This is a genomic window from Pseudomonas sp. P4_C4 (assembly GCF_056402055.1).
Genome location: NZ_JBFUID010000102.1, coordinates 1 through 12,710, shown reverse-complemented (window position 1 = coordinate 12,710; position 12,710 = coordinate 1). Strand labels below are relative to the sequence as shown.

Genomic DNA, 12,710 nt, shown 5'->3' with positions numbered 1-12,710 from the left:
CTGGACGACGGCGACAGCCACTACCGCATGGTGCTCAAGGCCCCGGACGGCCTGGGCCTGACCTGGCACCTGCGCACCGAACTGGGCGCGGGACCGCTGGCGCTGCTCAAGTTGCGTGGGTTCAAGCTGCCGACGCAGATTTTTCTCGGGGTGGGCAACAACGCCGAGCCTCATGCACAGAAGGGGGAGGTGCCATGAGCTTGCAAGGATTGATCAGCAGCTGCCTGGGCGAGCGCGATGCCCTGGCACTGGCCCGGGAAACTTCAGGGCGCTGGCAAGCCTGGTTGCAACCCATCAGCGCAGATGCCCCGGTGGGTGAAGATCCCGGTTACGACGATGATTTCCAGCGCATGCGCGAAGAGGTCAACAAGTTGTCCGGCGCGGACGCCGAGCGGGTGGCGCAACTGGCTGAAAAACTTCTGCGGCAAAGCTGCAAGGACCTGCGCGTCGCCACTTACTACCTGTGGGCCCGCTTGCACAAAGACGGCGAGGCCGGACTCGCCGATGGCCTTGGCCTGCTGGCCGCGCTGGTCGGGCATTACGCGCAGCAGGTGCTGCCGGTGCGGGCCAACAGCCGCAAGATGGCCCTGGAGTGGCTGGCCGGCAGCAAGGTGCTGGACAGCCTGTCGCTGTATCCGGAGGTTGTGCGCAGCGAAGCTGAGCGCACGGTCGCGGCGCTGGCCTGGCTGCAGCAGGGGCTTGACGCCTGGCCGCAGGACCAGCGCCCGGCGTTGGGCGCGCTGTATGCCGCGTTGTCTGCACGGTTGGCGCAGTCCGGCGGGGTGGATGCTCTGGTGCCGCAGAACAGTGCCAGTCATGAAGCAAACACCCCATCGGATGTGCCGGGTGTCACGTCCATCAAGTCCGGGCGCGATCTGTTGGACAGTGGCCGGGCCCTGGCGGGCTATCTGCGTGAACAACCCCAGGGCTGGCTGGCGGCCCATCGGCTGATGAAAAGCCTGCGCTGGGACACGCTGCATCAGCCGCCGCCTCAGGACATCAACGGCAATACCCGTCTGGCCCCCCCACGTGGTGACTACAAGGCACAGCTCAAGCGACTGCACCTGCAGCAGAACTGGCAGGAACTGCTGGATCAGGTCGAAGGGATGTTCGCCGAGGGCGTGAATCATTTCTGGCTGGATCTGCAGTGGTATGTGTACCAGGCGTTGAGAAAGCAATCCGCGCCGCTGGACAGCTGGGCCGATGTGGCCAAGCGCGACCTGGGGATGTTCCTTGAGCGGCTCCCGGGCTTGGAGGCCCTGTGCTGGAGCGACGGCACACCGTTCGCCGACGAGACCACTCGCGAGTGGATCGCTCAGCATGTCAGCGGTAATCAGACCCAACAGTGGTTGCCTGCTCCGGCGACGACAGCCATCGAGGCAGATACCGGGATCCTGTCCCTGGAAGCCCAGGCTCTGGCGCACGCCGACAGCGATGGGGTGGAGGCGGCGCTGGCCTGGCTGGCCGCACGGCCCGACGTGCACACAGGCCGTCAGCGCTGGCTGCTGCGCCTGTTGATGGCGCGGGTGGCCGAGCAGTACGGCAAGAGCGACCTGGCCATTCACCTGCTGGGTGAACTGGATGCCATCGCCCAGCGCCAGGCCCTGGCGGAGTGGGAGCCGGACCTGAACTTTGAGGTCAAGGCCCGTCTGCTCAAATTGCTGCGCCTCAAAGCGCAACGCAATGATGCGGATAAACCCGCGCTGGCCCGGCGCATGGACGCGTTGCTGGCGGCGCTGGTAGCCATCGATCCGGTACGCGCCGCAGTGCTCTGCGGCTGAACCTCATTTATCAGGATTTATTTGTGAACACGGAAAATCTGACGCTGCGTTATTTCGACGCGGAGATGCGTTACCTGCGCGAGGCCGGCAAGGAGTTCGCAGAGGCGTTCCCCGATCGGGCCGCGCAACTGAACCTGGATAAACCAGGGGCGCAGGACCCTTATGTGGAGCGCCTGTTCGAAGGCTTTGCCTTCCTCATGGGACGGCTGCGTGAAAAGCTCGACGACGATTTGCCAGAGTTGACCGAAGGCCTGGTCAGCCTGTTGTGGCCCCATTACCTGCGCACCATCGCTTCGTTGTCGATCGTCGAACTGGCGCCGGAGTTCGCGCAGATGAAGCTCAGCGAACGAATCGGCAAGGGCTTTGAAGTGCTGTCGCAGCCCATCGGACCGCAACGCACCCGATGCAGTTACACCACCACCCAGGACCTGACATTGCACCCGCTGGCCATGGCGTCTGTACGACATGCCCAGGAGCCGGACGGGCGCTCGGTGCTGCGCCTGCGCTTTGCCTGCGGAACAATGACCGACTGGAGCCAGGTCGACCTGAGCTGCCTGCCGCTGTACCTCAATGCCGATGCGGCGTTGGCCAGCACGCTGCATCAGGCGCTGACTCTCAAGGTTCAGGCGCTGTACGTGCGATGTGCGGGGGAGTCGGATCGCCAGGCGCTGGAGGGCCATTTTGCGCCCAAGGGATTTGCCGACGAAGATCGTCTGTGGCCCAAGGGCGACAGCGCGTTCAGTGGCTATCAGTTGTTGCTGGAGTACTTCACGTTCCGCGAAAAATTCATGTTCGTGACCCTTTGCGGACTGCAGCACCTGAACCTCAAGCCAGGTACACCCTGGTTCGAGCTGGACGTGGTCCTTGGCGAGGCATGGCCGCATGGCTTCGATCTGAGTGTCGAGCACATTCGCCTGCATGCCGTGCCGGTGATCAATCTGTTTGCGCTGGAAGCCGATCCACTGGAACTCGCCCCCTTGCAAACGGACTACCTGCTGCGCCCCATGCGTCTGCAGGACGGCCACACCGAGATCTATTCGGTGGATCAGGTCACGTCTTCGAAGAACGCCGAGCGGCATGACTATGTGCCATTCAGCAGTTTTCGCCACAAGGGCGGCATGCTGCGCGACGAGGCGCCAGAGCGTTATTTCCATACGCGTTTGCGCCAGGGCGCCAATGGTTTGCATGACACCTGGCTGATTCTGGGCGGCGAAGGCTTCGATCAGGACCGGTTGTTTCAGCGTGAAGGCCTGTCGTTGCGACTGACGGGTACCAACGGGCAACTGCCGCGCAAGGCCCTGCAAAGCACGCTGCTCGATACCGTCGCGCAGTCCGCTCAGTCCCGCTTGCGGGTACGCAACCTGTGTGCACCCACCTTGCCGTGCTATCCGCCGAACCGTGACCGTTTCCATTGGCGGGTGCTCAGTCACCTGGGTTCGAACTTCCTGCCGATGCTCGACAGTGCCGAGGTGTTGCGAGGCACTCTGGCGCTGTATGACTGGACGGGCAGTGAACTGAACCGGCGGCGCCTGGAAGCGATCGTCGAGGTCAGGCATCACCTGATCCAGCGTTTCGAGAAGGGTTTTCTGCTGCGTGGGGTGGATATCGAAGTGACCCTCGACGCCAACGGCTTCTGTGGCGAAGGCGATATCAGCCTGTTCGGCGAAATGCTCAATCGCTTCTTCGGCCTGTATGCCGACATTCACCTGTTCAACCAGCTCACGCTGATCCTTCAACCGACCGGGAAGTGCTTGCGATGGAACGAGAACCACAGTCAGCGTATTCCCGGTTGAAAGCCGGCGGTTTGCTGCAAACGCTGCAGGGGCGGGTGGCCGAGGCCAGTCTGTATCGTTTCTGTCAGTTGCTGGAACAGTCATTGCCCGGGCATCCGCCTTTGGGGAGTACCGCGCGTGTGGCGGATGATCCGGTGCGGTTTCGACCGGATCCCGGCATGGGGTTTCCGGCCGGCGAATTGAAGTCCATCGAGGTCGATGAGGAACATCCGCAACGCCCGGCCACGGTGCGTACCCGCTTGCTGGGTTTGTACGGTGTCGATTCACCGATGCCCACGGCGTTCGTCGACGACATTGCCCAACGCCGGGAAGGGCACGAGGCACTGGAAGCGTTCCTCGACATTTTCAACCACCGGATCTTCACCCAGTTCTACCGGATCTGGCGCAAGTACTCGTACCCGGCCACATTCGAATCCGGCGCGACCGACAAGACCTCGCAGTGTTTGCTCGGCCTGATCGGCCTCGGCATACCCGGCACCGCCGGGCGGATCGCCACGCCGATTTCGCGTTTTCTCGCGTTGCTCAGTGTCATGCGTCTGCCAACCCGAAACGCCGAAGGCATCAGCGCATTGGTCAGGCTGCTGGCACCGAACACTCAAGCGCGGGTGACTCCACACTGGCCTCGCAAAGTCCCTTTGCTGCAACCGGCCGGTCTGTCCGCAAGCCACCCCGTCAGCCTGTCCCAAGGCACGCCACTGGGCCATACCGGACACGACGCCAACAGCCAGTTGCTCCTTGGACTTTTCACCGAGGACACCCGCGAGGCCAACGGCTGGTTGCCGGGGGGACAGTTGCACAGTGACCTGCTGGTGTTGCTGCGCGTGTACCTGGGCTGGCGCTGCACTGCGCAACTGCAGTTGCAGCTACCGATGCGCAGCCTGCCAGCGCCGGTATTGGGCCATGCGCAGGTATTGCTTGGCATGACCGGCGTATTGGCGCAGGGCAGTGACGCCTGTCAAACCGCGCAGCACGACACCATCACCATCAACCTTGGTCGCTACCAGGGCCTTTCGCAGAATCCACGGAACAGGGAGGTACAGCATGTTGCGTACGCTGGGTAATTCATTGGCATGGGTGACGCTGGGCACCTTGCTCGGCGGTTGCGGGTTGACCCAGACCGTCTCGGACAGCACCGCCTCGGCGGCACGGGCCGTGTTCTACAAGCAGGTCACGACGCTGCACCTGGACTTTTCCGGTCGAGCGGCGAACAACACCGATGAAACGGACATGAGTGCATTGTCAGTTCCGACCCTGGTGCGGGTGTACCAATTGCGTGACAGTAAAGCCGTGGAGCAGGCCAGCTATGACAGCCTGCTCAGCCATGGCGACAGCACACTCAGTGCCGATCTGCTGGACGCGCATGCCGTGGTGATCAAGCCCGGCGAGGGTGCGTTACTGAGCGTACCCATGAACAGGGACGCAAAATTCGTCACGGTGGTCGGTCTGTTCCGTCAACCGGACACCCGAATGAACACCTGGCGCCTGACCCTGGCCCGCAATGACCTTGAACCGGACCAGCCTCGGGTGATCGAGCTGGGAGACAACCGATTGACATTGCGGCCATTGGCGAAGGAGTAGGCAATGACCGATCTCAACCCTTCGCTGTATGAAATGCTCCTGCAGAACTTCGATGGCGAACTGGAACTGTATCGAGTCGGCGAAGAAGACCAGCAAATCCTGTCGGTGCTGGACAATCTGCAACGCATCCTCAATAGCCGCGCCGGCACGCTCAGCCACCTGCCGGACTACGGCTTGCCGGACATGGGCGTGATCCTGCAGGGATTGCCCGCCACGGCCCATGACCTGATGAAAACGATGAGCAAGACCCTGCTCAAGTACGAACCGCGTTTGGCCGCAGTCAGCATTGATTTGTTGGCACAGGTGCTGCCGGGCCATCTGGAGTATGCCCTCGACATGCAACTCAAAGGCGGCAAACGGGTGACCTTCGGCACCACTCTGGCGCCTGAAGGCAAGGTACTCATGCGTCACCTCAAACGGCAGAGCTACCTGTCGACGCCGTGACATCGGACAGGCAAAAGGAAGGAAAGGAAATGACCGGGTTGTTTGCGATTCATGTGCGGGCAGGTGGTGATCCACGGGACTTTGACGAGTTTGTCGCACTTCGCGATGAATTGACCCATCTGAGCCATCCGGCGTGTCCGGACGTGGATTGGGGCCGGATAGAGCAGTTGTGCCTGGCGTTGTTCCAGAAAAATGGCGCGGATCTGCAAAGCGCTGCGGCTTTCGCGCTGGCAAACGGTCAACGCTATGGCCTGGATGGCATGGTGCAAGGGGTGTCACTGATCGAGGTATTGCTCGGCGATTGGACGGGTGTGTGGCCACACTTGGAGTCTGCGCGCTTGGACATTCTGGCCTGGCTATTCGGTCAACTGCAGGCCTTGCTGCGGGGTGTGGACATCAGTTCGCGGCACTTGCCGGCGCTTGTCCAGTTGGGCACCGAGCTTGAGCGATTGAACGCGCGCCTGGAATGCACGGGGCTGATTGCTCCGCAAACGCTGCTGGCATTGGCTCAACAAGTCGGCAATCTCCTGCAGCGGACGCAGGCAAGGCGCTTGTCGAGCGCACCGGGGCTGCCTTCGATCGGGGGGTACGTGCCGGAATATCTCATGCCGGTGATGATCATTCCCAGCCCACCGCTGCCCGATCTGTCGGGTTCAAAACAGCGAAAAAAAACGCGGCGTATCCGTCTGTGGGTGTCTGCTGTGGCCACCACCTTGATTCTGGTTTGTGGATTGTGGTGGCAGGGCTGGGTGACAATTTCGGTTACTGAGGGCGGGCCCCGCCATCTGGCCTTTTTCCAGCACAAGCAGGACATCGGCGAACCCGTGCATCTGCGCAGTCTGTCACTGTTCGAGGCAGGCAGTGCCACGCTCAAGCCCGGCTCGACCAAGGTACTGATCAATGCCTTGGTCGACATCAAGGCTCAGCCAGACCTGTTGATTGTCATCACCGGGCACAGTGATGCCACGGGCAATCCTGAAGAGAACATCAGACTGTCCCAGGCCCGCGCCGCCAGCGTGCACGACTGGATGCAACGCATGGGTGACATCCCGGCCAGTTGCTTTGCCGTTCGGGGGGCTGCCGCCAGTCAACCGATAGCCAGCAATGACACCGAGGCGGGGCGGGAAGCCAACCGTCGTGTCGATATTCGTCTGGTACCGGAAAAGGGCGCCTGTCAGTCGTCGACCTGAGGTTTGCTTCGGAAGCGGATGCCGGGGGGAGCCGATGTCCGGTTTACAGTATCAAGAGAACCTTCTTTGTATTGTGGCGCTGGGCTGGACCTACCCGAACAAGGCTGAAAGGGGCATTGAACGCTGGATGACTGATCAGGTGCATACCCTGTAGGAACCGGCTTGCCGGCGATGGACTCAAGTGCACCGCGTTTATCCAGTTCACACGCGTTATCGTTTACGGCCATCGCCAGCAAGCTGGCTCCTACAAGGGACCGTGCCCACGGAGGTGGTTATTCGGCAACAGCAGGCGAATGCCGGATCGGCCCTCAAAGATGATCCGCATCGATCACCGCCTTGGCGAACGCCTGCGGATCTTCCTGCGGCAGGTTGTGGCCGATGCCGCCGCTGATCAGCCGGAATTGGTACTTGCCGGTGAAACGCTTGGCGTAATCCTCGGGGGCAGGGTGGGGCGCGCCGTTGGCATCGCCTTCCAGGGTAATGGTCGGCACGCTGATGGACGGCGCCGTGGCCAGCTTCTGCTCCAGCGCTTCGTATCGGCTTTCGCCCTGGACCAGGCCCAGGCGCCAGCGGTAGTTGAACACGGTGATGTCGACATGGTCCGGGTTGTCCAGCGCCTTGGCACTGCGGTCGAAGGTGGCGTCATCGAATGCCCATTTCGGCGAAGCCAGTTGCCAGATCAGCTTGGCGAAGTCGTGGGTGTTTCTCTCGTAACCGGCGCGTCCGCGGTCAGTGGCGAAGTAGAACTGATACCACCACTGCAATTCCGCCTTGGGTGGCAGCGGGTTCTTGCCGGCTGCCTGGTTGCCGATCAGATAACCGCTGACCGAGACCAGTGCCTTGACCCGCTCCGGCCACAGCGCCGAGACAATATCGGCCGAACGCGCACCCCAGTCATAGCCACCGAGCACTGCTTGTTTGATCTTCAGGGCATCCATGAAGTCGATGACATCACTGGCCAGCGCAGCCGGCTGGCCGTTGCGCTCGGTTTCTACGGACAGGAAACGCGTATCGCCATAGCCGCGTGCATAGGGCATCAGCACCCGATAGCCCTTGGCGGCCAACAACGGTGCGACCTCGTCATAGCTGTGAATGTCGTACGGCCAGCCGTGCAGCAGGATCACCACCGGCCCGTTGGCCGGGCCGGTTTCGGCGTACGCCACGTTCAGCAGTCCGGCGTTGACATGCTTGAGCGGGCCGAAGGGCAGGGGCGCCGCCTGCGTGGTAGCGGCAGGGGGCGCCCCTGGCTGCGTGGTGGCGGCCGTTTGCGCGTGGGCCGCGCCGAGCACGCCGAACAGCGTAAGCGCGAGGATCGAAGGGCCGACCAGGTGGCGGCGAGTGTTGCGGGGGTTGCTGTTGCGCAGTGCCATCTTCATGGGATGTCTCCATTACCAGCCATGGGTCAGGGGTCCGGTCCGAGCCCCTTCAAACCTGGCTTGCATTGAAACGCGGCAATGTATCCGGCCTGTGTCGAATCGCAGGCCCGATGAAAGTCTGTGTATCGAGAAGTCACATTGACACACTGTGATACATAGACATTTAGCCTGAGCCTCTTTTCAACTCGATCGAGACACATAACCCGCGCTTGTTCGTCTCGTCCGAGAAACTCAGGCGCACGCGAGCGCCGGTACGCTCTACGATGGCCCTGACGATGGACAAGCCCAGCCCGGAGCCTGCCTCTTCGGTGCCCACACTGCGATAGAAGGGGTCGAACACGCGCGGTTGTTCATCGGCGGTGATGCCAGGGCCGGAATCCTTGACCTGAAGGATCACGGTTTCCTGTGCGAGCTCCACCGACAGGTCGACGCGTCCGCCGCAAGGGGTGTAGCGGATTGCGTTGTCTGCCAGGTTCTTGACCAGGATCAGCAGGTCCATTTCGTTGATGACGACCTGCACGTCTTCGCTACTATCAACACCGATGTCGATGTTTTTGCGTTCCGCCAGTGGTAACAGGTCCTCCAGCACCCGTCGATAGACCTCATGCACCGACACCCTGGTCTGCGGCCGCTCGGCGTTCGATTGTGCGGCGGCCAGGGCCAGCAATTGATCGATCAGCTTTCTGCTGCGCTCTATGCCGCGAGACAGTGGCAGCAGGCGCTCGACGGCTTGCGTCGGCATGGGTGTGGCTTTCAGTCGCTCGGCTTGCAGGGACAGGGCTGTCATGGGCGAGCGCAGTTCGTGGGCGGCATCGGCGATGAAGCGGCGCTGGGTTTCCATGGACTGTGCAACCCGTGCCAGCAGGCGATTGATGGCCACGACGAAAGGGCGGATCTCGCTTGGCAGATGGTTCTCGTCGATAGGGTGCAGGGGCTGTTTGTCGCGTCGGTCTATGTCATCGGAGAGGGTGGCAATGGGGCGAAACAGCTTGTGCACCAGATCGCTCACCACCAGCAACAGCACCGGAAACAGAATGAGAAACGGCAGCAGGCTGCGCCAGGCGCTCTCTCGCGCCTCCTTGTCGCGCACACCCGTCTCCTGGGCGACGACGATGCGCTCGCCCCGGGCGGTGGTCCTGACCAGCGCTCGAAAGTCTTCGCCGGCGATGTTCAAGGTCGACAGACCATCGGCCAGCGTCGTAGGGAAGGGCAGCGGTATGACGCTGTCGTCAGTGTGGCCGGCGGCTTTGCTGCTGTCGGCCAGGTATTGCACGATGACCCTGGATTCTTCGTCGTCGCCGGCGATTTTTTCGGCAGCGGGGTAGTGCAGGGTCATCTGCTGCCGATCGAACAGCACGGCCACGTGACGCAAGGTTTCATCCTGCATTTCATGGGCTTCGTCGAGGGCCGAGACGAATGCAAACACCCCGGCCAGCACCGCCACGATCAGGATGGCCAGCGACAGCGCGACCGACAGCCGTACCTGCACCGAGTCGATCAAGCGCTTTTTGAAACCATCCATCCCATACCCCTGACGTTCTTGATGACCTGGTTGCCCAGCTTGCGCCGCAGCGAATGAATCAGAAACTCCACGGCGTTGCTTTCCACTTCGTTGCCCCAGCCGTAGAGGCGGTCTTCGAGTTCGCTGCGCGAGAGGATCGCGCCCGGGCGGATCAACAGGGCCTGTAACAGGGCGAACTCGCGGCTGGACAGTTGCACGTCGGGGTTTTCGGCAGTGCTCGCCTGTTTCGACACCAGGTCCAGCGCCACCACGCCGTTGTCCAGCAATGACTGGGCGCTCCCGCCGTTACGGCGCAGCACGGCGCGCATGCGGGCCAGCAACTCGGCCAAGTCGAAGGGCTTGAGCAGGTAGTCGTCGGCGCCACCGTCGAGGCCGCGCAGGCGATCGTCGAGGCTGTCCCGTGCAGTGATAATCAGCAGAGGCACCGGGTTGTTGCGGGCGCGAATGCTGTCGAGGACATCGAGCCCGTCCTTGCCGGGCAACCCGAGGTCCAGCAGCACCAGGTCGTAGGGCTGGGTCTCCAGCGCCGAGAGTGCGGTAAGGCCGTTTTTCACCCAATCGGTCGCGTAGCTCGCATCACTCAGTGCGCCCTGGATGGCGTCCCCGATCATCGGGTCATCTTCGACCAGCAATATGCGCATGTCCCGCTCCGAAAAAAGGCGCGGCGGTGATGACCGACGCGCCTGTATTGAAGCACCTGTACCGGCGTTTGTCCGCCCGGTTATTACGCGCTTTTCATCGAATCGAAGGCCTTCATCAGCTCGTCCATGCGGGCCTTGCAGTCGCTCTGTTGCGGGCTGCCGGCGCGCAAGGCGTCGAGCGCGCGGTCAATGGCCTTGTCCACGACATGCCAGTCGCTGGCGGCACGAGGCTTGATCCCGGCTTCGGCCGAGTCCCAGGCGCTCTCGAGGTCCTTGATGCGGGCTTTCGCGCCCGGCAGGTCGTTTTTATCAACGATCGTGGCAACGTCGGCGGCGATGTTGCGAAACTCGGACAGGTCACCCAGTTTTGAACCGGCCTGGGTTTGTGCACTCATCGCACCGGATGCAGCGCCAGCAGCGGGCTTGTCGGCAGGTTTCGAGCAGCCGGCGGCGATGCCCAGCAGAAAAATCGACGAGACAATGGCGACGTGGCGAATGATGTGTTGAAAAGGGCGCATGACGATTCCTTGATGGACTAATAAGCGTTACTGAGTGACGGGTTTGCGGTTGCCGACGCTGATCTGCGCGACCGCCACCAGCAGGACGATGACGCACAGGAAAATCGCGCTGGTCCAGGTAGCGCCCATGCCGAGGCCACCGTAGGTCCTGGATTGGGTCAGCAAGTCGCCAAGAGAAGCACCGAACGGACGGGTCAGGATGTAGGCGATCCAGAAGGCCAGTACCATGTTGGCTCCCAGGCGCCAGGCCACCAGGGTTGCGGCGAGCAGCGCGGCGAAAATCACGGCACCGAGGGTGAAACCCAGGCCCAGTGCTTCGGTGGCCAGGTCACCAGCCGCCGTACCGAGGGCAAAGGTGCAGAGCACGGTCGTCCAGTAAAACCATTCCCGTCGAGGAGTGACGATCTCGCGGATCGACAGGTTGTGTTCCACCCGGTACCAGACCAGAAAATTGACTGCCAGCAGGACAGAAAACACCGCCGTGCTGGTGTACAGGCTGACGTCGAGAACGTCGGTCAGGATGTCGGTAAGCTGCGTTCCGACGATACTCACCAGCACCACGGTCAGCCAGTAGATCCAGGGCGAACAGGCGGTTTTGCGCATCTGTATGAACAGGGCGATGGCCAGCAATGTCGCCATGCCGAGGCTGGTCCAGCCCAGGCCGAGGCCAGCATCGACAGCGAGAAAGTCCGCGCCGGTTTCACCCACCGTCGTGGACAGGATCTTGATCACCCAGAATGACAGCGTCACCTCGGGTACTTTGTTGAGCCATCCGGCTGTATGGGGTTTCATGGGCGGGTTGCCTCTCCTGTGCAGCGCCGAACTTGCGCAAGGGAGACGATACGCAGCGAAACTTAGCTGAGACTGAGGGGCGGGGAAGTCGAGCGGTTTTCTGGTACGGCTTCGAGCCAGAGTAAAAGCCAACTCGACTAAAGCACTATTTAGTCGAGTTATGTTTATAAATGCTGCGAATGTGTCACTAAAATCACCAATGAGAGGCGCGCGGCAAATGAATCAAAGCACCCTGCAAATTGGAGAAATGATCAAGACCCTGGGTCTTGAGCCCCATATCGAAGGTGGATTCTTTCGCAGAACCTACCAATCGGACGACCAGAACATGGTTGTAACTGCGGGTGGCCAACGGCATTGCATGACATCGATTTTTTATCTGTTGACCGAGGATTCTCCGATAGGTCATTTCCATCTCAACCAGTCAGACATCGTTCATTACTATCATCTGGGCGATCCGATTCAGTACACGCTGATTTTTCCGGACGGCACGTTGAAAACCATCGTGATGGGTCACGACGTTCTCGCCGGACAATACTTGCAGCTGCACGTGCCCGGTGGAATCTGGAAAGCTTCGCAGGTGATGCAAGGCGCTGCAGGATTCGGCTTGATCAGTGAAGCGGTTTCGCCAGGATTTGATTTCGCGGATATGGAAATGGGCGACCGGCAAGAGCTCGGTCAGCAATTTCCCGAGCATTGGGCGCTGATCGAAAAGCTGACGCTTGGATGAGGTGGTTGCGTGCTTCAAGATCTGTGTGTGTCAGGGTCAATTCGGTAATATGGCATTACGTGTAATGTATATTATGTTAAATTATGTGTCTGGGTGGAACTTCTACCAAAGGTTCTTTCAAGCTACCAATCCCCGATCCCTGTTCGAGCCAACTCAATACCCCAGCTCCAGCAAACTTCGGCTCAGAGTTCGATGACAGGCACCCTGATCAAAGCATCAGCCGGCTACCGCTGCGGCGACAAATCAACCCTTCGATCCTGCTAACGATCTATATCTACGGCTATCTCAACCGCATCAAGGCCGGCGCAGCGAACTTCGCCTACGGGGCATCGAAGGACGCTATAGATC

At 61.1% G+C, this 12,710-nt stretch carries 12 protein-coding genes and 1 pseudogene; 8 read left to right on the top strand and 5 right to left on the bottom strand.

The window, feature by feature from the left end:
* The 7 genes and pseudogenes from AC1DXW_RS29985 to AC1DXW_RS29955 form a co-directional block, all read left to right on the top strand.
* A pseudogene (locus tag AC1DXW_RS29985) lies at positions 1–198 on the top strand (hypothetical protein); the annotation flags it as partial.
* Complete coding sequence (gene tssA / locus AC1DXW_RS29980) at positions 195–1,781, top strand: type VI secretion system protein TssA (RefSeq protein ID WP_477755996.1); 1,587 nt, start codon at positions 195–197, stop codon at positions 1,779–1,781. The pseudogene AC1DXW_RS29985 and the gene tssA, both read left to right, overlap by 4 nt.
* A 23-nt stretch (positions 1,782–1,804) precedes the next feature.
* Entirely contained in the window at positions 1,805–3,574 is a 1,770-nt protein-coding gene (gene tssF / locus AC1DXW_RS29975; RefSeq protein WP_477755997.1) for a type VI secretion system baseplate subunit TssF, read from the top strand.
* Positions 3,538–4,635: a type VI secretion system baseplate subunit TssG gene (gene tssG / locus AC1DXW_RS29970; protein WP_477760837.1), complete on the top strand. Its 1,098-nt coding sequence runs from the start codon at positions 3,538–3,540 to the stop codon at positions 4,633–4,635. Before tssF ends, tssG begins: the two co-directional genes overlap by 37 nt.
* Positions 4,616–5,152 (top strand): type VI secretion system lipoprotein TssJ, encoded by a 537-nt coding sequence (gene tssJ / locus AC1DXW_RS29965; protein ID WP_477754938.1) that lies wholly within the window; start codon positions 4,616–4,618, stop codon positions 5,150–5,152. Before tssG ends, tssJ begins: the two co-directional genes overlap by 20 nt.
* Positions 5,153–5,155: 3 nt before the next feature.
* On the top strand, positions 5,156–5,596 hold the full coding sequence (gene tssE / locus AC1DXW_RS29960; RefSeq protein WP_477754939.1) for a type VI secretion system baseplate subunit TssE: 441 nt from the start codon (positions 5,156–5,158) through the stop codon (positions 5,594–5,596).
* Between the two features lie 29 nt (positions 5,597–5,625).
* Entirely contained in the window at positions 5,626–6,786 is a 1,161-nt protein-coding gene (locus tag AC1DXW_RS29955) for an OmpA family protein (protein WP_477754940.1), read from the top strand.
* A gap of 308 nt (positions 6,787–7,094) precedes the next feature.
* Here AC1DXW_RS29955 and AC1DXW_RS29950 read toward each other — a convergent pair whose 3' ends face one another.
* The 5 genes from AC1DXW_RS29950 to AC1DXW_RS29930 all read right to left on the bottom strand — a co-directional run bounded on the left by AC1DXW_RS29950 (position 7,095) and on the right by AC1DXW_RS29930 (position 11,635).
* Complete coding sequence (locus AC1DXW_RS29950) at positions 7,095–8,162, bottom strand: alpha/beta fold hydrolase (RefSeq protein WP_477754941.1); 1,068 nt, start codon at positions 8,160–8,162, stop codon at positions 7,095–7,097.
* A gap of 163 nt (positions 8,163–8,325) precedes the next feature.
* On the bottom strand, positions 8,326–9,684 hold the full coding sequence (locus AC1DXW_RS29945) for an ATP-binding protein (RefSeq protein ID WP_477754942.1): 1,359 nt from the start codon (positions 9,682–9,684) through the stop codon (positions 8,326–8,328).
* Positions 9,660–10,325 carry a response regulator gene (locus AC1DXW_RS29940; RefSeq protein WP_477754943.1) on the bottom strand — a complete coding sequence of 222 codons (666 nt, stop codon included), beginning with the start codon at positions 10,323–10,325 and terminating at the stop codon, positions 9,660–9,662. Before AC1DXW_RS29940 ends, AC1DXW_RS29945 begins: the two co-directional genes overlap by 25 nt.
* Before the next feature lie 83 nt (positions 10,326–10,408).
* Positions 10,409–10,843: a hypothetical protein gene (locus AC1DXW_RS29935; protein ID WP_477760836.1), complete on the bottom strand. Its 435-nt coding sequence runs from the start codon at positions 10,841–10,843 to the stop codon at positions 10,409–10,411.
* A gap of 27 nt (positions 10,844–10,870) precedes the next feature.
* Positions 10,871–11,635: a COG4705 family protein gene (locus AC1DXW_RS29930; protein ID WP_477754945.1), complete on the bottom strand. Its 765-nt coding sequence runs from the start codon at positions 11,633–11,635 to the stop codon at positions 10,871–10,873.
* A gap of 217 nt (positions 11,636–11,852) precedes the next feature.
* Here AC1DXW_RS29930 and AC1DXW_RS29925 point away from each other — a divergent pair, with 217 nt between their 5' ends.
* Positions 11,853–12,362 carry a cupin domain-containing protein gene (locus tag AC1DXW_RS29925; protein ID WP_477754946.1) on the top strand — a complete coding sequence of 170 codons (510 nt, stop codon included), beginning with the start codon at positions 11,853–11,855 and terminating at the stop codon, positions 12,360–12,362.
* The last annotated feature ends 348 nt before the right edge of the window (positions 12,363–12,710 follow it).

What these genes read in the sequence shown, in the direction of transcription:
- tssE (WP_477754939.1), top strand. Translation starts at nt 5,156, where the DNA reads ATGACCGATCTCAACCCTTCGCTGTATGAAATGCTCCTGCAGAACTTC.
- tssG (WP_477760837.1), top strand. Translation starts at nt 3,538, where the DNA reads ATGGAACGAGAACCACAGTCAGCGTATTCCCGGTTGAAAGCCGGCGGT.
- AC1DXW_RS29940 (WP_477754943.1), bottom strand. Translation starts at nt 10,325, where the DNA reads ATGCGCATATTGCTGGTCGAAGATGACCCGATGATCGGGGACGCCATC.
- tssJ (WP_477754938.1), top strand. Translation starts at nt 4,616, where the DNA reads ATGTTGCGTACGCTGGGTAATTCATTGGCATGGGTGACGCTGGGCACC.
- tssA (WP_477755996.1), top strand. Translation starts at nt 195, where the DNA reads ATGAGCTTGCAAGGATTGATCAGCAGCTGCCTGGGCGAGCGCGATGCC.
- AC1DXW_RS29950 (WP_477754941.1), bottom strand. Translation starts at nt 8,162, where the DNA reads ATGAAGATGGCACTGCGCAACAGCAACCCCCGCAACACTCGCCGCCAC.
- AC1DXW_RS29925 (WP_477754946.1), top strand. Translation starts at nt 11,853, where the DNA reads ATGAATCAAAGCACCCTGCAAATTGGAGAAATGATCAAGACCCTGGGT.
- AC1DXW_RS29935 (WP_477760836.1), bottom strand. Translation starts at nt 10,843, where the DNA reads ATGCGCCCTTTTCAACACATCATTCGCCACGTCGCCATTGTCTCGTCG.
- AC1DXW_RS29945 (WP_477754942.1), bottom strand. Translation starts at nt 9,684, where the DNA reads ATGGATGGTTTCAAAAAGCGCTTGATCGACTCGGTGCAGGTACGGCTG.
- AC1DXW_RS29930 (WP_477754945.1), bottom strand. Translation starts at nt 11,635, where the DNA reads ATGAAACCCCATACAGCCGGATGGCTCAACAAAGTACCCGAGGTGACG.
- AC1DXW_RS29955 (WP_477754940.1), top strand. Translation starts at nt 5,626, where the DNA reads ATGACCGGGTTGTTTGCGATTCATGTGCGGGCAGGTGGTGATCCACGG.